General features: G+C 35.0%; 18 protein-coding genes. 7 read left to right on the top strand and 11 right to left on the bottom strand.

The genetic code is table 11. The annotated features are described in order from the left end of the window. Nucleotides 1-368: 368 nt before the first annotated feature. Genes FHR29_RS22260 through recJ form a run of 3 tightly spaced genes read right to left on the bottom strand, consistent with a single transcriptional unit; the run spans nt 369 to nt 4,392 of the window. The gene (locus FHR29_RS22260) at nt 369-1,883 is read right to left on the bottom strand and encodes a GH3 auxin-responsive promoter family protein (RefSeq protein ID WP_132841170.1); all 1,515 of its coding nucleotides are present in this window, start codon (nt 1,881-1,883) and stop codon (nt 369-371) included. Nucleotides 1,884-1,901: 18 nt separating this feature from the next. Then, a complete protein-coding gene (lptB, locus tag FHR29_RS22255; RefSeq protein ID WP_021190449.1) occupies nt 1,902-2,642 on the bottom strand; it encodes an LPS export ABC transporter ATP-binding protein in 741 nt (246 codons plus the stop codon). A 49-nt stretch (nt 2,643-2,691) separates the two neighbouring features. After that, nucleotides 2,692-4,392, bottom strand: coding sequence for a single-stranded-DNA-specific exonuclease RecJ (recJ, locus tag FHR29_RS22250; RefSeq protein WP_021190450.1), 1,701 nt, complete (start codon nt 4,390-4,392; stop codon nt 2,692-2,694). Nucleotides 4,393-4,505: 113 nt separating this feature from the next. Here recJ and FHR29_RS22245 point away from each other — a divergent pair, with 113 nt between their 5' ends. From FHR29_RS22245 to FHR29_RS22235, 3 genes are all read left to right on the top strand, one after another. After that, entirely contained in the window at nt 4,506-5,285 is a 780-nt protein-coding gene (locus tag FHR29_RS22245; RefSeq protein WP_183917274.1) for an MBL fold metallo-hydrolase, read from the top strand. A 215-nt stretch (nt 5,286-5,500) separates the two neighbouring features. After that, nucleotides 5,501-5,980: a cation:proton antiporter regulatory subunit gene (locus FHR29_RS22240; RefSeq protein WP_021190452.1), complete on the top strand. Its 480-nt coding sequence runs from the start codon at nt 5,501-5,503 to the stop codon at nt 5,978-5,980. Nucleotides 5,981-6,004: 24 nt separating this feature from the next. Beyond that, nucleotides 6,005-7,246: a cation:proton antiporter gene (locus tag FHR29_RS22235; protein WP_183917272.1), complete on the top strand. Its 1,242-nt coding sequence runs from the start codon at nt 6,005-6,007 to the stop codon at nt 7,244-7,246. A gap of 36 nt (nt 7,247-7,282) precedes the next feature. Here FHR29_RS22235 and FHR29_RS22230 read toward each other — a convergent pair whose 3' ends face one another. Then, entirely contained in the window at nt 7,283-7,612 is a 330-nt protein-coding gene (locus FHR29_RS22230) for a metal-sulfur cluster assembly factor (RefSeq protein WP_021190454.1), read from the bottom strand. 1 nt (nt 7,613) lies between these two features. Next, nucleotides 7,614-8,783, bottom strand: a complete 1,170-nt coding sequence (locus FHR29_RS22225) for a glycosyltransferase family 4 protein (RefSeq protein WP_165902375.1) — start codon at nt 8,781-8,783, stop codon at nt 7,614-7,616. Between the two features lie 273 nt (nt 8,784-9,056). Here FHR29_RS22225 and FHR29_RS22220 point away from each other — a divergent pair, with 273 nt between their 5' ends. Together FHR29_RS22220 and FHR29_RS22215 are read left to right on the top strand one after the other, a co-directional pair. Then, on the top strand, nt 9,057-10,025 hold the full coding sequence (locus FHR29_RS22220) for a polyprenyl synthetase family protein (RefSeq protein WP_132841175.1): 969 nt from the start codon (nt 9,057-9,059) through the stop codon (nt 10,023-10,025). A gap of 91 nt (nt 10,026-10,116) precedes the next feature. Further along, nucleotides 10,117-10,893 (top strand): amidohydrolase, encoded by a 777-nt coding sequence (locus FHR29_RS22215; protein ID WP_021190460.1) that lies wholly within the window; start codon nt 10,117-10,119, stop codon nt 10,891-10,893. Nucleotides 10,894-10,898: 5 nt separating this feature from the next. Here the strand turns inward: FHR29_RS22215 and FHR29_RS22210 are convergent, their stop codons facing one another. Then, entirely contained in the window at nt 10,899-11,216 is a 318-nt protein-coding gene (locus FHR29_RS22210; protein WP_132841177.1) for a hypothetical protein, read from the bottom strand. Between the two features lie 241 nt (nt 11,217-11,457). Here FHR29_RS22210 and FHR29_RS22205 point away from each other — a divergent pair, with 241 nt between their 5' ends. Beyond that, nucleotides 11,458-11,904: a MarR family winged helix-turn-helix transcriptional regulator gene (locus FHR29_RS22205; RefSeq protein ID WP_021190462.1), complete on the top strand. Its 447-nt coding sequence runs from the start codon at nt 11,458-11,460 to the stop codon at nt 11,902-11,904. Nucleotides 11,905-11,945: 41 nt separating this feature from the next. Here FHR29_RS22205 and FHR29_RS22200 read toward each other — a convergent pair whose 3' ends face one another. From FHR29_RS22200 to FHR29_RS22185, 4 genes are all read right to left on the bottom strand, one after another. Then, nucleotides 11,946-13,496, bottom strand: a complete 1,551-nt coding sequence (locus FHR29_RS22200; RefSeq protein ID WP_021190463.1) for an FMN-binding glutamate synthase family protein — start codon at nt 13,494-13,496, stop codon at nt 11,946-11,948. Between the two features lie 217 nt (nt 13,497-13,713). After that, the gene (locus FHR29_RS22195) at nt 13,714-14,478 is read right to left on the bottom strand and encodes a Rossmann-like and DUF2520 domain-containing protein (RefSeq protein WP_132841179.1); all 765 of its coding nucleotides are present in this window, start codon (nt 14,476-14,478) and stop codon (nt 13,714-13,716) included. Further along, complete coding sequence (locus tag FHR29_RS22190) at nt 14,478-16,943, bottom strand: heme lyase CcmF/NrfE family subunit (protein ID WP_132841180.1); 2,466 nt, start codon at nt 16,941-16,943, stop codon at nt 14,478-14,480. The genes FHR29_RS22195 and FHR29_RS22190 overlap by 1 nt, the downstream gene beginning before the upstream one ends. Before the next feature lie 20 nt (nt 16,944-16,963). Beyond that, the gene (locus FHR29_RS22185) at nt 16,964-17,374 is read right to left on the bottom strand and encodes a cytochrome c maturation protein CcmE (protein WP_132769103.1); all 411 of its coding nucleotides are present in this window, start codon (nt 17,372-17,374) and stop codon (nt 16,964-16,966) included. A gap of 357 nt (nt 17,375-17,731) precedes the next feature. Here FHR29_RS22185 and FHR29_RS22180 point away from each other — a divergent pair, with 357 nt between their 5' ends. Beyond that, entirely contained in the window at nt 17,732-18,679 is a 948-nt protein-coding gene (locus tag FHR29_RS22180; protein WP_021190466.1) for a lipid A deacylase LpxR family protein, read from the top strand. On the opposite strand, the gene FHR29_RS22175 is transcribed toward FHR29_RS22180, so the two are convergent. Further along, a complete protein-coding gene (locus FHR29_RS22175) occupies nt 18,668-19,918 on the bottom strand; it encodes a dicarboxylate/amino acid:cation symporter (RefSeq protein WP_132841184.1) in 1,251 nt (416 codons plus the stop codon). The two genes, FHR29_RS22180 and FHR29_RS22175, sit on opposite strands and share 12 nt — an antisense overlap. Nucleotides 19,919-20,108 lie beyond the last annotated feature (190 nt).

Here is a 20,108-nt window from a genome sequence, read left to right as displayed (position 1 = left end):
GATTAACGGAAACACTAATCTACCATCAAAAGTGGTAGGTTTTAAAAAGGGCTAACACTTCTAAACAGATATTCACTAATAAAAAACAAACTAAACGATTAAAAACCATGCACCGATTAAACAGTAAAAACAATGCATTGGAAAATGATGAATTAGAATTTGATCAAAACACAGCTGTGGAGAAAAAAGGATTTTCACTAAATTTTATTTTAGGCTTTTTTGTTTTTCTTTATAAAACGGCTATCAAACCCTAGGGTATTTTATTATTTTTCAAATTTAGTAGGTACTAAAAATTGAAATGAGATTGCTCATAAACTGATCAATCTCATTTTTTATTAAAATCTTTCCCTATAAACTTTTAAGGTACATTACTTCTTTATTATGTCCAATATAGGCTCAAGGTAATCACGATTATTCGACAGTCGCGGTACTTTATTTTGTCCACCAAGCTTACCCTTTGATTTCATCCATTGAAAGAATGTGTATGCAGGGGCATTGTGAATAACCGGAAATTGTAATGCCATATTTTTATAACGTTTAGCATCATAATCCGAATTGATCTCTCTCAATGTTTGATCCAGTATCTTACAAAACGTTTCAAAATTATCAGGTTGTTGTTCAAATTCAATAATCCATTCATGAGCTCCAGCTTCACCTTCTTTAAAGTAAATCGGTCCAGCAGTATAATCTTTTACAATTGCATGTGTACTTTCACTAGCCTTCTTTATAGCATCCTCTGCATTATCGACGATAAGTTCTTCGCCAAAGGTATTGATGAATTGTTTTGTCCGTCCTGTTATTTGAATACGGTATGGGGATAGCGTGACAAATTTGATGGTATCACCGATCATGTACCGCCATAAACCAGCATTGGTCGAAATGATCAAAGCATAATTTTTATTTAATTCTACTTGGTGCAATCCTAATGTTTGCGGATTCTCATCATATAAATTTTCGATCGGTAAGAATTCGTAATAAATGCCGTAGTCAAGCATTAATAATAATTCTTCTGAGTCGGGCAGATCTTGAAGAGCAAAGTATCCTTCTGATGCATTATAATTTTCTAAATAATACATATTATCAGAAGGAATCAGTTTTTTAAACTGTTCGCGATAAGGTTTGAAACTTACGCCACCATGTGTATAAAATTCTAGATTAGGCCAGACTTCCAGCAAATTATTCTTACCAGTGATTTCCAATATCTTTTTTGCAAGAACAATATTCCATGTTGGAACACCAGCTAGATTGGTAACATTCTCATGGATGGTGATATTGGCCACCTTTTCTATTTTTTCCTCAAAATCAGGAAGTAAAGTGACTTCTAAATTTGGCGTACGCTTAAATTCAGCCCAAAAAGGGAGATTTCGCAACAGAATAGAAGATAAATCACCATAATAAGAGTCTGAACTAAAACTGTTAATCTGAGAACTCCCTCCTAATACGACCGATTTTCCACAGAAAATCTGGCTTTCGGGTTTATTGTTGAAGTAAATTGTCAACATATCTTTCCCACCCTGAAAGTGACATTCTGTTAAAGACTCTTCACTGACTGGAATAAATTTGCTACGGTCTGAAGTTGTTCCCGAAGATTTGGCGAACCACTTGATGTCAGATGGCCATAGTATATTTTGCTCGCCTTTGATCATCCGATCGATATAAGGCTTCAATGAATTGTAATCTTGAATTGGAACTCTGTTTTTAAATTCCTCAGGCGTTAAAATACTATTGTAATCGTATTTTTTTCCCCATTCTGTTGCTTCGGCTGATGATATTAAACTTTGAAACCATTCTTCTTGTACATCGTGTGGATATTTCATGAATAATTCAATCTGATGAATCCGTTTTTTCATGAACCAAGTAAGTAGGGAGTCTAATATTGCCATATAAAGGTAGAATTAACGTTAAATAATAATCTTTTTGCGACGGAGTTCAAAATGTTGGCCTAAATAGAATGTACGAGCCATTTCATTACTGGCAATTTCTTCAGGAGTTCCAGCAAGCATAATTTTACCTTCTGTCAATAAGTAGGCCCTATCTGTAATGGATAACGTTTCTTGTACGTTATGATCGGTAATTAAAATTCCAATATTACGTGTTTTTAGCTTTGCAACAATTGTTTGAATTTCTTCCACCGCGATTGGATCGACACCCGCAAAAGGTTCATCTAACAAGATAAAAGATGGGTTTGCCGCTAATGCTCTCGCGATCTCCGTACGACGTCTTTCTCCACCGGAAAGAAGATCACCTCTGTTTTTACGGACACGGTGCAAGCTAAATTCGGTTAAAAGTTCTTCCAGTTTTTCTAAGCGTTCCTTTTTATTTGGATAATGGATCTCCAGTACAGATAATATGTTGTGTTCAACCGATAGTTTTCTAAAAATCGAAGCTTCTTGGGCAAGATAACCGATTCCTTTTTGAGCACGCTGGTACATGGCATCCTGTGTGATTTCTTGATCGTCTAAATAAACATGACCCTCATTAGGTTTTATTAATCCAACAATCATATAAAAAGAAGTCGTCTTTCCCGCACCGTTGGGTCCTAGAAGACCAACAATTTCCCCTTGCTCTACCTGGAAAGAAACATCGTTTACAACAGTGCGTTGCTTATATTTTTTGATGAGATGTTCTGCTCTTAGTATCATTTGATTCGTGTTTTAACTCAAAAAAACAATCTGATAAGTACAAATATATTTAATATCGGATTCCTTTTATATTTAATTGCAAATTCTTTTTGCCTCGCCATACATTTTCTTCTATGCTATAACAGATGTCAAATGGCTTACCACTATTAATAGCCTGTATATGTTCAGATAATCCAAAACCAATGCAATCAAAAGAAGGAGAGTTTTCTTGTTTGATGGTCATTTTTAAGTGATTCGATCCTACTAAATAGGCAGGTCCGATTAAACTAACTTTTTGACTAAGGAAAATGGGGCTTTCGTTTTGAGGCCCGAATGGTTCAAATTGACTCAGAATGCGGTGAAATTTGGCATCAATATCTTGCAGGTTCAGTTTAGTATCAATCAAGATCTCTTGTATTAACATCTGAGGAGTAATGAGTTTAGAAACAACCTCTTCGAAACGATCCTGAAATAATTTGATATTTCCGATCTGCATCGTCAACCCTGCTGCATATTTATGCCCTCCAAATTGATCTAATAGATCGCTACATTCACTTAAGGCTTCATATAAATCAAACCCGATTACAGATCTACAGGAACCTGCGATATGACCATTGGTTTCGGTCAGAATAATCGTTGGTCTATAATATTTTTCAGTCAACCTTGATGCCACAATGCCGATAACACCTTTATGCCAATCTGATTTATAGAGCACAGTTGATTTTCGTGTTTTTAGCGAGTCATTTTGATCTATAATCGCTAGAGCTTCTTCTGTTATTCTAAGGTCAAAATCTTTACGAACATTATTTTGATCGTCAATATTGATACTAAAATCTTTTGCTTCTTGCAGTGATTTTGATATTAATAATTTTACCGCATCTTTAGCATGATCAATACGACCAGAAGCATTGATCCGCGGACCTATTTGAAAAACAATATCATTTACTGTGAATGTCTTTGTTTTATTGGTGGATAAATCAACAAGTGCTTGAAGACCGCAACAAGGGTTAGTATTTAATTTAATGAGTCCGAAATGCGTCAGAATTCTATTTTCTCCAGTTATAGGTACAATATCCGATGCAATACTTACCGCAACAAGATCTAAAAATTGATAGCAAATATCCAAAGACATATCATTTTTCATGATAAAGGCTTGGATAAGTTTAAATCCTATACCGCAGCCCGATAATTCTTTGTATGGATAAGCACAGTCTTTTCTTTTTGGATCAAGTACAGCAAATGCTTTTGGAAGTTCATCTCCAGGTAAATGGTGATCACCAATAATGAAGTCGATATTCTTAGAATTGGCATAGTCAACTTTATCGTTTGCTTTTATACCACAATCAAGTGCAATGATCAATGAGAAACCGTTTTCTGCAGCATAATCTATACCTTGTGTAGAGATACCATATCCTTCAGCATAACGATCAGGAATATAGAATTCAATGCGCGAGTGAAACTCTCGAAAAAAACTATACACAACAGCTACAGCAGTAGTGCCATCTACATCATAATCTCCATAAATTAAGATCTTTTCATTCTGGCCGATTGCGGTCGTAATTCGCGCAATGGCTTTTTCCATATCTTGCATTAAGAATGGATTGTGCAGTTGGTCTAGAGAAGGTCTAAAAAACTGTTTTGAAGTATCAAAAGTCTCAATATTTCTACTGACTAACAATTCTGCTAATACTGGATTAATACCAAGTTCATTGCCTAATTGATTAACTTTTTTGACCTCACTTTTAGATTTTAGTACCCACCTTTTTTGCATATCTTTGCATCGTAATTATGTGTAAATATACGTTTTGTCTATTGACTAACCTAATTATACACTAGGGTAATCATAGCGTTGTGTCTAACACGCAAGTTTCCAATAAATTAAAGATGTTACAAGCATATTCCTTATTCGAAGGCTCATTTTCGGTCGATGTTTCTAAAAAATTTATTCCCTTTGACCCTGCTGTTGATAGTAAAAATGATCGTCCAGTTTCTATGTTTATTCAAGTGCATCCGTTTCTAATCGAGACCACAAATGGATTGGTTTTATGTGATACTGGACTTGGATTAACAAACAGTGAAGGGAAACTACTTCTCTATGAAAATATTGAAAAATTAGGTTATTCTCCCAAAGATGTGAAGTATGTATTGATGTCACACTTGCATAAAGATCATGCTGGTGGTATGGTGAGTTTCACTGATCAGGTCGGAAGGATTGCATTTCCCGAAGCAGAATATATAGTGCAGCGAGGTGAATGGGAAGATGCTTATTCCGGAATCAATAGCTCTTACCGTACTGAAATTTTTGATGTTGTGCAAAGGAGCGGTAATCTGAATCTTGTTGAAGGAGATGGTAAAGTTAATGAAGAAGTTGAATATTGTTTAAGTGGCGGCCATACCCAACATCATCAGACCTTCCACATTAATAATGGAAAAGATCATTATTTTTTTGGAGGAGACGTCCTTCCGGAACCAGAGATGATCTTTCAAAATCATAGCGCAAAATATGACTATGATGGACATTTGTCAAGAAAGTTACGTCAGGAGTACTGGGAAAATGGAGCTGCAAACGATTGGATCTATCTTTTTTATCATGCCACAAGTATAGCAATAGGAAAGCCTAACATGCAGTTTGATAGAAGTTTTACAGTGATTGAAGCAAAATAAAAATCAAGAAAAGATAAAAAATACCGCATCTTTTCTTAACTTAAGGAAGACCTGTGTACAAGGACTTCATTGTATCTGTATTTGAATTAATCCGATGGTCACGTCATATAAATTCTATTATGACTGGATTTTTGGTTAAGTTTGTATAAAGCTGTATAGTATGCCTTTTTACTTCAGCTATTGAAAAATTAAGTTTTATAATAAAGCAAAAAAATATGTCTATTGTAAGAGAGTCGGATCTTATTGGTATTGGAAAAAAGTATCAAATTGAAACTGAAGCTGGAGACAATATGGTCGTGGTTATTCATGACGATGGTCGAAGAGAATTATATCGTTATGATGAGGAAGAGAGTGAGTCTCGCTGTGTCATGACCTTAAGCGATGAGGAATCAAGACAGGTTGCCGGTATTATCGGAGGATTGTCCTATAAGCCTAAAGCTTTAGAAACAATTGAAGTCGCTTTAGATGATTTAAGAATTGAATGGTATAAAGTTGAAGGCAAATTTGAAGGAGCCAATAAAACGATTGGCGAATTGGAGGTTCGTCAACGTACAGGAGCATCTATTATAGCTGGAATACTAGGTGATAATACGGTTATTAATCCAGGACCTGATTATATGATTAGTCCAGGGACTACCTTAGTTATTGCCGGAAAAAAGAATAATATTAAATTATTGAAAGAGATATTATTGTAAACATTGTAAACTAAATAAATATATATGCCATCACACACACTTATTTTAGAAATTGGAATCGCAGTAGGCCTTGTCGCATTTGTTGGTTTAATCGCCAATAAGTTAAAGTTTTCAGTTATTCCATTTTTTATATTGATAGGTATGGTGTTGGGCCAGCATGCTCCCCAAATTGGTCATATAGACCTGACATTTACGGAAAGTAAACCGTTTATTGATTTTATGGGGCGCTTAGGCGTACTTTTTCTTTTGTTTTATCTCGGACTGGAATTCTCGGTTGGCCGATTAATTAAGTCCGGAAAATCAATCGTGACAGGTGGAACAGTGTATGTTTTACTCAATTTTGTGTCTGGGTTACTCATTGGATGGATGATGGATCTGCCATTTAAAGAGATGATGGTACTTTGTGGTATTATGACAAGTTCTTCCACAGCCATTGTAGCAAAGGTATTGACAGATTTGAAACGAACTGCAAATCCTGAAACAGAAGTGATTATGGGAATGATTATGTTTGATGATTTATTTATTGCCATGCATATTTCTTTCCTTTCGGGATTGATTCTAACGGGAAGTAGTTCCTTTTGGACTGTTGCCGGAACTTCATTGCTAGCATTGGGATTTATTTTAACATTTCTAATTCTGGGAAGAAAGCTAGTTCCTGCAATTGATAAGCTATTGCAGGTTAAATCTTCTGAGCTATTTGTCCTTGTTATCTTTGCACTACTATTTATAACAGCTGGATTTTCTGAAACTATTCACGTTGCGGAAGCCATTGGAGCATTAATGGCAGGATTAGTTTTGGCAGATTCGCAATATATTAAGAAGATTGAAGCGATGGTATTGCCTTATAAAGATTTTTTTGGAGCAATGTTCTTTTTTAGCTTTGGTTTATCAATAGATATACTATCCTTGGGCGGTGCGGTATTATGGGCCTCAATTGCTGCTCTGGTTACTATCCTCGGTAATTTGGCTTCAGGATACTTTGCGGCAAGGTTCTCAGGAATGAAGAATAAAACAGCTTTTGATATCGGATTTACATTATCTGCTCGAGGTGAGTTTTCCATTATCATGGCCAATATCGGTAAGGCAGGAGGGTTATTGCCTGTTATCCAGTCGTTTGTCGTTGTGTATGTGTTGATTCTGTCAATTGTATCACCACTGTTAACAAAAGAATCCCGTAATCTATGGACAAAATTATTCGGTAAGGATGAAATTAAACCAAAAAAAGTCAAAAGACTAAGTGATCTGGAGTCTGGTCAAACATTATAAAAAAAGGGAATCTATTATAGATTCCCTTTTTTACCACTACAAGAAGCCTAATTCTAATTTTGCTTCTTCGCTCATCATATCCCTTGTCCACGGTGGATCGAATGTTAGCTCAACAAGAGCCTCTGTAACACCAGGTACAGCAGCAACCTTACTTTGTACCTCATCCATGATCTGACCAGCAACTGGACATCCTGGCGCAGTTAATGTCATCACTATCTTAGCGGTTCCATTTTCTTTGGTTATGATTTCATATACCAATCCTAAATCGACAATATTTGCCGGTTTTAATTCTGGATCATAAACAGTTTCTAATGCTTCCTGGATAGCTGGCGCAATATTTAACTTATCTAAAATTATAATACTCATTTTAAGATCGTTTTATGTTATCTTCAATTGCTTCATTATATATTTCAAGCAATTTCTTTTTATTCTCTTCTGGAGTAAAATTACTAAAATAGAACTCTTTTGTTGTTTGTCTAATGTTATATTTTTCTTTAATACTGTAATTTTTCCATTGCTGTACAGTTTTTAACATATTATCCACACTTTGTGGGTTAAATAGTAATCCTGTCTTATCTGGGATAATTAATTCACTTAAAGCCCCGATATCACTGCCGATCACTGGGGTTCCGACCGAGAAAGCCTCTAAGATCGTCATTGGCATGCCCTCAAACCATACTGAGGGCACGAGCAATGCTTCGGCTTTTTCAACTAATGGCAGTATTTCATCACGGGTTCTAAAACCCATATATTTTATATTGGCATGACGATTTGCAGTATCGACTACTGTTTGTTTTAAAGGTCCGTCACCTATAATGATGATCTTGCTATCTGTTTTTGAAAATACTTTCAATAGATTTACGATACCTTTTTCTTCTGTAAGTCTTCCGATATATATAAAATAGTCTTCCTGAGCATCGATTGTATCTTTAATAGGAAAGGTAAAGTTTGGTTTGATCGTAAATTTTTGTGCAGGAACATGTAAGGTTGAATCTATAAATAGTTTTTTCGCAAAACTTGATAAAGCTATATATCGATCTACCATATTCCATGTTCCAATTCGTCTATGAAACCAATAGTTCAATGCAAGCACAAAAGTCTTGACAGTAGATCCGTCTAGTACTTTCTTTTTAATGGCTGTCCATGGAAAATTTTCTTTTAAACTGGAAAGGAATAGCTGCTGATTATGATATAATATAGCAGAAGGGCAAAGAATACGAAAGTTGTGCAAGGTCATGATGAGTGGAACGCCCAATTTGTGAATTGTTCTTACAATGATAGGACCACTTGCATAATGTGTATTATGAATATGGACAACCTGAGGTTTAAAATTATTAATGCACTTTCGTACGCGATAAGCCGCTGCAATATTCCAAAAAGAAAAAAGTGTTTGCAAAGCACCTTTCCATCCTTTTTTATTTTGAAAGGTAAGCGTCTCCACATCATGATCTATAGCGAGTAATTCACTTTCTTGTTTGAAAACGGTGTCTTCACCTCCTGGCCCTTGATAAAAAGTATGGATGATTAGAATGCGCATATATGCTTGCTTTTTTACAAACTTAGATAAATTTGTTTTATGTGCAATTTTAATTCCAGTGCAGTAACAACAAATATAATCGATCCTAGGTAAGGTATCTATCTGCTCACGATTCATTAACTTTAAATATTTTATCTTTTTCTCACTAAGAAAGTAGGTGTAGGAGATATATACTATTTGAAATGAATTAAACTGTTTTCAACGGTACTTAGTAAAAGTTTGTTTTTATAATTGTTATCTTCGCGTATCATTAGGAGAAGATGACTAGATACTATGCAGCATTTACAAAAACTAATCTCTGACTCGATTCAAAACAGTCAATTTCCGAATCAACCGACTAATCTTTACGATCCAATTCGCTATTTTTTAAGTTTAGGTGGTAAACGTATTAGACCGGCCTTGACATTAGTTGCCGCTGAAATGTTTGATATTGGGGAAATCACAGATGCTTTACCCGCTGCAAAATCGATCGAATATTTTCATAACTTTTCTTTAGTTCATGATGACGTTATGGATAAAGCACCTCTACGAAGAGGGAAAGCAACCGTTCATGAGAAATGGGATTTAAATGTCGCTATCCTTTCAGGAGATGGATTATTAGTAAAAGCTTATGATGAATTGGCTAATAGCAATCCGCTTTATATAGCAGATCTCCTTAAAACTTTTAATAGAGTTGCTATGCAAGTCTGTGAAGGCCAACAACTGGATATGGATTATGAACATACTGATAAAATTAGTATGGATCAATATATTGAGATGATTAGGCTTAAAACTTCAGTACTGTTAGGAGGTGCACTACAGATGGGGGCAATATTGGCCGAAGCAAATCTTAGTGATCAAAAATTAATTTATGAATTTGGAGAATATATAGGAATAGCTTTCCAGCTTCAAGATGATGTCCTAGATGCTTATGGTAATCCTGAAACTTTTGGTAAACAGATTGGAGGAGATATTCTAATTAATAAAAAGACCTATCTGTTGGTCAAATTAATGGAAATTATAAAGGAAGAGGATCTTCCAAGGCTTCAGAATTTATTAAACGCAACAATCCAAGATAATCCAGACAAATTGCTTGATATGTTATCACTATACCAAAGCTATAACATTAAAGAATATGCAGACAAATTAAAAGATGCATATACACAACGTGCATTTGAAAGATTATCGGCGATTAATATACCAAATCACAAGAAAGAGACGTTAATAACATTATCGACTCAACTCCTCATCAGGGAACAATAGTAATAGCTATTAATTGTCTATTTAATCTTTATTTATTTAAAAAATTCTTAATTTGTAGACTTAGGTCATCATAATTTACGAAACAACTACAATGGAACCGTTAAAAGTAACAATCTTTCAAGCATATATCTTTTGGGAAAATGTCGATAAGAACTTGAGTAATCTCGCGCTTAAACTCTCGAATTTAAGAGAAAAAACGGATCTTATTATTTTGCCTGAAATGTTCAACACCGGATTTACAAATAATGTAGAGAAGTGTGCAGAACCAAGTGATGGTAAAACCATGCAGTGGCTGTTCCACATGTCCCAAAGTTTAAATTGTGTGATAGCAGGTTCATTGATTATAACAGAAGACGGGAAATACTTTAATCGTTTTGTCTGGATGTCTCCAGATGGAACTTACGTAAAATATGATAAAAGACATTTGTTTGCAATGGCAAAAGAAGACCTCTATTTTACAGCTGGACGAGAACGTATTATTGTAAACATCAGAGGTTGGAATATATGTCCTATGATTTGTTATGATATACGCTTTCCGGTATGGTCAAGAAATATTGGTGGCGCTTATGATTTATTGATATATACTGCAAACTGGCCAGATAAACGTTCTGCTCATTGGAGAACCTTAATTCCAGCCCGTGCTATAGAAAATCAAGCTTTTGTTATTGGTGTTAATCGTGTAGGTCACGATGGTAATGATATTTATTATTCAGGTGGTTCTATGTGTATTTCTCCCGTAGGAGATGTGGTTTATTATAAACCTGAAGATGAAGATCTGTATACATTTACTATTCATCCCAAAGATCTTCATGAAGCAAGAAAATCTTTTCCTTTTTTACAGGATGCAGATAGCTTCACAATAGATTAATGGCATTATTTGTAGGGTCTATCAAGAATGATAGACATTATGACTGCCTTTCTTAAATCAAAATCCTCTGTTACTGTAGGTTCTTTTTGTAAAGATTGAGTTAACTTATTTTTTTTATTCAAAGCTAAACGTTGCTCTTCTCTTTCTTTTTTAAATCGCTGAATTTCGTTTGTGTCTTTTATTTTTTCTGAGTAAAAAGGTGGTGGGGTAACCACATTCTTTTCTTTCTGAGAGGGTTGATATGCAGATGGTTCTGTTTTGCTTTTGCTAGGAATAGGGGCATTCGCCTTTCTTCTTTTTAACGCAGCCTCTTGCTCTTTCATATAGTTCTGATATGACTTAAAACCAAAGATTGCTAATGCAATTAATAGGGGTATCAACTTTTCCATAGCATGAAGATAACAAAAAAAAACAATTTAATTTTTGTTATACCATGTAAAGCATTATATTTATAATATAAACCTATTTGGCCAACGAGTTATAGTTAATTTTATCTTTTTTGAAAATAAATATCCGTTGGCTAAAAAGTACGATATAGTATAACCTAAAAAGACTTTGATTATTATGCTTAATGAAGATTTAATTGGAAAGATAGAGTTCTATGATTTTCTAACTGGAAAAGCGACTACAGCCATATCGCGTAGAATGCAGCGTAATTTAAAAGATGTGGGAATCAATATTACGGCTGAGCAATGGAGTATTTTGTACAATTTATGGCAAGAAGAGGGACTTACACAACAAGAGTTGGCCATTAGAACATTTAGAGATAAACCAAGTATTACGCGTTTAATTAATAATTTGGAGAAATTAAATTTAGTTATCCGAGTAAATGATAAAGATGATCGTAGATCAAATTTGATTTATTTAACTAAGTCTGCCCGTAAGTTAAAAGAGATGGGTATGCAACAAGCTAATAAGACTATTGCTGAAGCATTGGATGGGGTATCTCCAGATACAATTGATATGGCGCAAGTAACGCTTCAACAAGTTATCTGCAATTTGAGAAAATAATAAAGAAGGGCTTTTTTTTTATGAAAAGCCCTTCTTTATTATTAAAATATTTTTGCCTCAAAATCAGTATGACTTTCGATTAGACGACCTTCTCTTCCAAAATAGATGTCTTGAAAACTTAATGTGTTAACAGCATCAACTTTTCTGAAAAATTTATCGGCACTGACATCGGATAAAGTTTTAAATCCACAAGCTTCCATAATCTCTACAGTGGCACGTAAAGTGTTACGATGGAATTGTGCGACACGTACATATTTATCGTTAACATCTAATCCTTTATACAAGTGGGGCTGTTGTGTTGCAACTCCTACAGGACAAGTATCTTCGTTACATTTCAAAGCTTGAATGCAACCTAATGCAAACATCATTCCTCTGGCACTATAGCATGCATCTGCTCCGAGAGCAATTACTTTTAACAAATCAAAACCAGTGACGATTCTACTCGAAACTAAGAGCTTGATATGTCTTTTAAGACCAAAAGCAATTAGAGTTTTTGTAACAAAAGCTAAAGCATCATATAATGGCATTCCTAGATTATCTGTAAATTCGAGTGGCGCTGCACCTGTTCCACCCTCGGAACCATCAATAGCAATAAAATCCGGGAATATCTGTGTTGTTTGCATTGCACGACAGATTTCAATAAACTCTTGTTTATCACCGATACACATTTTGAATCCCACAGGTTTGAAGTCACTTAATTCTTTCAATCTATGAATGAATTCCATCATTTCAATTGGATTTGAGAATGCACTGTGTGCAGGAGGTGACATGACATCTGTACCTGGGATGACGTGGCGAATTGCAGCAACTTCGGGTGTGTTTTTGGCTGCAGGTAGTATACCTCCATGGCCAGGTTTAGCACCTTGTGATATTTTCAGTTCAATCATCTTGATATTAGGACGTGAAGTTTTTTCTCTAAAAAGTTCACCATCAAATTTACCGTCATGCGTACGACAACCAAAATAACCCGTACCTACCTGCCAGATCAAATCGCCACCACTGTTATGATAGTCACTGATACCACCTTCTCCAGTGTTGTGTGCAAAATTTTGTAATTGAGCACCTTTATTTAATGCTGTAATAGCTGTTTTACTCAATGCGCCATAACTCATTGCAGAAATGTTAAAAACACTTAAACTATAAGGATGTTTACAAGCTGCATTCCCTACAGTAGTACGTAAGTCATGATTATCAATGTGACAAGGAAAGACAGAGTGAGCTGCCCATTCATTACCGACTGTTTGTGGATCTGTCTGCATACCGAAAGCAACAGTTTCCCGTTGGTTTTTAGCGCGTTGATAAACGATAGAACGTTGTCTTCTATTAAAAGGACGTCCATCAGTATCAGACTCCCAAAAGTATTGACGTAATTCTGGACGAATGGATTCAAAGAAATAACGGAAATATCCAACTAAAGGATAGTTTCTTAAAATTGCATGTTTATGTTGGAAACTGTGATATATCGCCACAAATAAAAGAGGCATCGGTATGACTAACAACCAAAACCACTGTGGTGTAAAAATAAGCCCAAAAGAGATTATAATCAAATTGATTACAGTCATGGTGCCAAGAATTAATTTTCTAACGGTCATAATTTAAATAGTATTTAGACTCTTACTTTAATAAAAATTTGATCAAATATCAATCAAATGTAATCGATTGAACTGTTACAATTTTAATGTTTACTATGCTTTCAAATATTGAACCAATGTTCATTTTATACAAAGCAAAAGTACTAAGTTACTTGTTGTAAAAGAAAATTAATGGCCGTTATGAAGAAGTTTTAAAATCTTGGTAAAGAAATGATATTTAGCTTTTTCTTTTTACAATCTCTTGTGACAATAGTTGATAGATTTGTTTCCAATCATCATGTTCGCTGATAAAATTTAAATGCTTTTTTATCGTGATTTCGTCATTTCTAACAGCTGGTCCGGTCTGAACTTGACTAGGTAGCTTAGATTGTACCTTTTGTGCAGTTTCAAGAATAATTGGCCTGATTATATCAAACGGTAAATCGTGCTGCTGTAAGAGATCATAACTGATTTGAAAGAGCGCGTTTGTGAAATTATTCGCAAATACTGAGGCTATATGAATAGCTAATCTTTGACTTGAGCTACAAGCGATAGATTTTGGTGCTATAGTAGCCATAAGCTTCATCAGAATATTAAATGTTATGGAGTTATTTCCTTCGATACAAAATGGAATCAGACTGAAGTCGGATTGATCATTTTTAGAAATGGACTGCGGAGGATATATTACACCATAATGCTGAAATTTACTTAATACTTGTATATCTGTAGCTCCAGAACAGTGCACCACAACACCGGAGATAGCTGTAGGTATGGTTTCAATAAGTGATGGAATAGCATGATCAGCAATTGCGATCATATAGAGATCAGCTTCTTTATTTATTTCTGATACCTTAGAAATAGCCTCTGCATTTACAGCAAAGGCCAATGCTTGAGCATTGACCTTCTGTTGACTGAATATTTGCAAGATTTTGTGACCTTTGTTATGGAAGTTATTTGCAAAGTGTGTTGCAACATTTCCACTTCCCAAGATGACAATATTCATTAGCTTTGTTTTTTATCTAATCTTTTTGCCTCACTATTTCTTCTAAAAATAGACATGAAAAATCCGATTGTCATGACAATAGTACCACACCAGAAGAAATTAATATATGGAAATTTAATCGCTTTAAATACAATCCATTTTTTCTCTGGAAGTGGTTTTTGGTAAACCATAACTTCTAATTTATCTTTTTTAGGCAAGATATTTGAAAAACGGAAACGTAGTCCTTCTTCATTTACATCTTTATTAAAATCATATGAGGTACCATCTTTGATTAAGAACACCGGTTCAACGTTGTATTCTTTTTTATCAGAAGCGATAACTTTGATTTTTAATCCTACAATGACATCTTTCTCTCCCTTAGGGATGTTTTCTAAATGAGCATTTCTGTTAATACCTTCAATGACAAAGAAACCATTTCTATAACGAAGAGTGTCACCAACATTGACCTCATAAGTTGCCGGTTCTTCATAATCCTCAAAGCCTGTTTTCTGATCGGCAGGGATATTTGCATTTTTCGCCTGTAAGTCCGAAGCCGCCGCAGTTATTAGGGTGTAAATATCATGTGTGAAGTAGTGCTTTGTCGCAGGAGTACCGATCAAGCCTCCCATTTTCTCATTATTCTGAGCAAACGGCATAAGTACAAACGAATTTTTTACTTTTCCACTTTCCTCATCAATTGCTTCATATTTTATCTTATAAAACACATTGGGTTGTGCTACACTATCACCAATATAAGTGATGCGGTATTCACCCATCTGCACCGGTTCACCCTCTGTTAAGAACAGGTTGTCACCAGGTTTTTCAACCTTGTCAAATCCAGATACAGCAATATAACCCGTATTATTGATTGAAATCACTTCATTGGTAGATGCCGCTATCATGGCTCCGATTAATAATAATCCAAACCCAATATGCGCAATTGCTGACCCCGCTAATTTCCATTTTCCTTTTACGGCATCTGCTAATACGCGAATATTCGCGAGAATACAGAATAAAGAAGAGAAGGTAATTAAGATGAAAATTAAATTTGTGTATGTTTTCGTGATGTAAGAAACTGCAGCAGTTAATACAATAGCTACGATTAAAGAAGCGATGGTGGACGCGAAAAATTTTCTAGGATCTGTTTTTTTATACTTCAAGAACTGCGTGATTGAAGTTAAAATCATAATAATGACCGCAAATCCCGACTGCCATTTGTTATAATGTTGGATCGGATCTAAAGGTGGAGCAACCTTGGTTCCAAAAATAGCATTGAAGACTGGAATTGAAGTTGAAGAGATCATTTGAACGCAGGCAACAGTTAGAACCAAAGCGCCTATGAACAACCAAAATTCTCTTGAATAGATATCCTCTTCTTTTTGAGTCGTCGGCATTTGTTTTTTACGGACAGCCAACGCCACAACCATAATTATAAAGAAGGTCGCATTAAAGGCAATAAGTTGAACATTTAATCCCAAATCAGTAAATGAGTGCACAGATGTTTCTCCAAGAATCCCACTTCTTGTTAAATAGGAAGCATAGATAACAAGAATGAAACTGATTAATGCCAAGAATGTAGCTGTAAAGTAAGAATGCCCAGAGTTTTTATAAGCGATCATTACGTGAACCGCAGCAATTAAAGTAAACCAAGGAATAATAGATGCATTTTCTACAGGATCCCAAGCCCAAAAGCCACCAAAGTTAAGTGCCTCATATGCCCAAAATGATCCCATAATTATACCTACACCCAATATCATGACAGCAAAAAGTGCCCATGGTAATCCTGGTGTTATCCACTCTTTATAACGTTTGGTCCATAAAGCAGCCGCCGCATAAGCAAAGGGAACAACCATAGAAGCAAAACCTAAAAATAGCGTTGGGGGGTGAATAACCATCCAATAGTTTTGTAATAATGGGTTTAATCCACGACCATCAGGAATTAATGATAAATAATCACCTTGTTTTAGAATTGGCCAATCCATTGCCTCTCTTAATAAAATAAATGGAGAACTGCCGAGGTGAAACCCGAAGATTTGAACTCCAATAATCATAGAGGCTAGAAAAACTTGACATAGCATAATGAATGTCATAACTGGGCCTTCCCAATCTTTAGCTTTAAAAAGTAAAACTGATCCTAATACACTTTGCCAGAACATCCAGAGTAAAAAACTACCCTCTTGACCTTCCCAAAAACTGGAGATGATGTAATGTGTAGGCAATGATTTAGAACTATGCGCGTAAGCATAATGATATTCAAATAAATGAGTATGAATAATGAAAAAAAGCGTTGCAGCAATCGCAATGATTGAAGCGGCATTCGTCCAAAAAGCAATCCGGGCAATTTTTAACCAAGATTTCTCTTCTTTATTTGTAGTAGCAAAATAATAACTAATGAAAGATAGTAATGCTGCTCCGAATGAGAGAACAATAAAAAACTGACCTATTTTTCCAGGCAATAGATTCTCGCCTACGTAGTTTACGTCCATTTATTTGGTGATTATGAATTTTAGTTATTAAATGCTGTAGCGTTAGTTTCTGTAACCTCGAATTTATCTTGGTTATATTTCGAAGGACATTTCATCAATATTTTTGACGCATGAAATACATTGCCATCCATTTTACCTGTTAATACGATTTGTTCAGATCGTTCGATATCCTGAGGTTTAGAACCATTGAATACAATTTGACATTCTGTACTATCATTGTCATACATGTAAAATGAAAAGTGATTTGCATTAGTTTTTGGATCATAATGCAATGCTTTTTCCTTATTAAGTACGCCTACAACATAGAGTTCTGTTTTTTTCTCTTTCGCTTCAGTAAAAGTTGAATAGGTGCTTGAATCTGTGTAAATTACAAGAATCATCGCAATTGCAACAGCAATAAGGGCGATTAGAATAATGGAACTTTTTTTCATTAGAATAATTTGTTTAATAAATGAGCGTCAGCTTTCTATTTGTATTATTGAGCTCGCTAACACTCGGTTTTAAAGGCCATGAAGCTATCATGAGCAGTTATTCATTTTATTAATGAGCTGATTTAAGCTCATGATGGTTTCATTTTTAAAAAAAATTAACACTTTATCGAATACAAAATTACGAATAGATTGGCGAAGTAACTAAATTTGCAACCGGGATCGTTTATTTATAACCTTTCTAAATAAATTTATAATGCGTTGAAAATAGGTTTAAATCATTCTATGCAACATACATTTAATCTTATTAAATATCTTTAATTTAGTTTATATCTTAATTTTTACAATCATTTGGATCGAATGAAAATAATCGTATTGCGTATTGTGTGTTTGCTCGTAGGGATATTGCCTTTACAACTTGCTTTATCGCAAAGCAAAATTTTAAAAAGTGAAATTGCTCTCCAAAATGATAATGACGTTTATTTATTAACATCTCAGGACCGTTATTATACAAATGGAATCAATATAAACTATAGATTAGGTTTAAAATCAGATACTTCGAAAGTTAAAAATCGTGTGTTGGATATTGAGCTTGGACAAAAGATGTACAACGGGGTTAATTTGTATAATAATAGATCATCACAATGGGATAGACCGTTTGCAGCCTATCTATACCTATCGGGTGAATTGAATCAGTATTATAGACAGGAACAGGTATTAAGTTTAAAAGTTGAATTCGGGCAGGTTGGACCACTTGCAAAAGGAAAGGAGGTGCAAAAAATTATCCATCAGGTATTCAATATTTATGAAGTATCTGGTTGGGAAGGACAGATCCCAAATGCATTTGGTGTTGATCTAGGATTAAAGTATCAAAGGCTGTTCTATAGATCATCTGGCAGAAGTTTCGAAATTTCGGGTGTAGGTTCAGGAACATTAGGAATGAACCATGTAAATGCAAATATTGGTTTGCCTATCAGATGGGGGCGCTTACGGTCATTTTATCATTCTGCATTTACTAAGGGACATGTTCAAAGTACGGAGACCGATCGAGAATTATTTTTCTATTATATACCATCCTTATATTATCACGGCTATAATTCCACTATTCAAGGCGGGATTGGACATGATAAAACATTCAGAGATCAATATACGATTGAGAAATTCATGCCTAGCCATAAAGTTGGATTTATGCTGGCAAGTGGTCGATCAACCCTAGGATTATCCTATGTCTTTCAATCACGAGAAGCGAAAGAAATGCTTTATGGTACGCATCAATATGGATCCTTGTTTTATGGATTACGATTTTAAAACCTCCGCTGTAACAACCTGATATTTATTTCCGGTAAATTTTGTCACGAGCATACTTGCTACAGTGTCTCCGGTAGAATTTAATATGGTCGCTAATGGATCAACGAGCGTTCCGATAATCATTACGGCTGGAACGGCTTCGATTGGAAGGTCCAGCACAGAGATCATTAACATTTCTCCAATATATCCGCCATTAGGAATTCCTCCTGCTACCACACTAACTAGAACAGTAATTCCGAGGGACATAACGAGCGTCATCGGATCAAAAAAATCTTTTCCTATTAACAAAAATGCAACGTATATTTTAAAAATAGAAGATATACTGGATCCTTGTTTATGTAGCGTTGTTCCCAAAGGAATGACCACATTAGCGATAGTATCTGGAACTCCAATTTTTTTTGCAGCCAGTAAGTTAGCAGGCATTGTTGCCAAACTACTGCAAGAACCTAATGCAGTCAGCGTGGGAACAATATTATTTTTCCAATAAGAGGTAATTCCATATTTGCCATTCGCAATAAATGCAAAGACAGTGAAACCCACAAAAAAATAACAGGTTCCAAATAAATAATAAAGCCCTAAAGGTTTGGCATAGAAACCAAAAAGCTGTGGTCCTAAACTACTGACTTGATAAGCAAAATAAGCACCTAAACCGATCGGTGAAATTTTCATGATTAAGATCAATAAATTTTTCATCACTTCATTTCCAGCATTTAAGAAAGATAGGAATGGCTGTGCAACAGCAGTTGATTTTCGCGTAGCTATACCCACTAAAAATGAGAAAATCACAAGAGCAAGCATATTCTCTCGTGATAGTAGTTTACCAAACTCTGAAACGGTTAAAAAGCGAACCATCTTATCACTCCAGGTGTCATCAGGATTATTGTCTAGAAGTTCTGAACCATTTGGTACTATGGGAGCGTCAAGAGGAAAGAAATAAAGGACGGCAATCGTAGCACAGGCAGAGATGAGTACACCCATTAAAAAGACGCCGGTCATTGCCCCGATGATCTTGCCGAGTTGGTTTGTTCCTTCAATATTAGCTACAGATGATGAGATAGCAAAAAAAACTAGAGGAATGACAGCAACAAATAACAAGTTCAGGAAAATATCACCTATAGGCTTGATATATGGAACTATAGTAGGTAAATATATTCCTAAGATACTCCCTGCAAGGATACCTACAATAAGTAGGATGATGCTTCCATAATTTTGGAGAAATATGTTGGTTGTGTATGTCATTGTGGATACTAATTTAGTTTTTTTTATTTATATATCATTTAATATATAGTGAACGGATATCATTTAATATATAGTGAACGGAACTTAAAATTCAAAATTTTCAGTTTATACTAGTTTGATTTTGAATATGATTTGTCTAATTGTTGGTAGACCTCGAACAGCTTGCAATTTTATTATTGATTTAATGGTT

The sequence above is a fragment of the Sphingobacterium sp. JUb56 genome, from assembly GCF_014191365.1.
GTDB classification, from domain to species: Bacteria; Bacteroidota; Bacteroidia; order Sphingobacteriales; family Sphingobacteriaceae; genus Sphingobacterium; species Sphingobacterium anhuiense.
The sequence above is the reverse complement of the archived record's forward strand: the minus strand, read 5'-3'. Positions and strand labels throughout refer to the sequence as shown.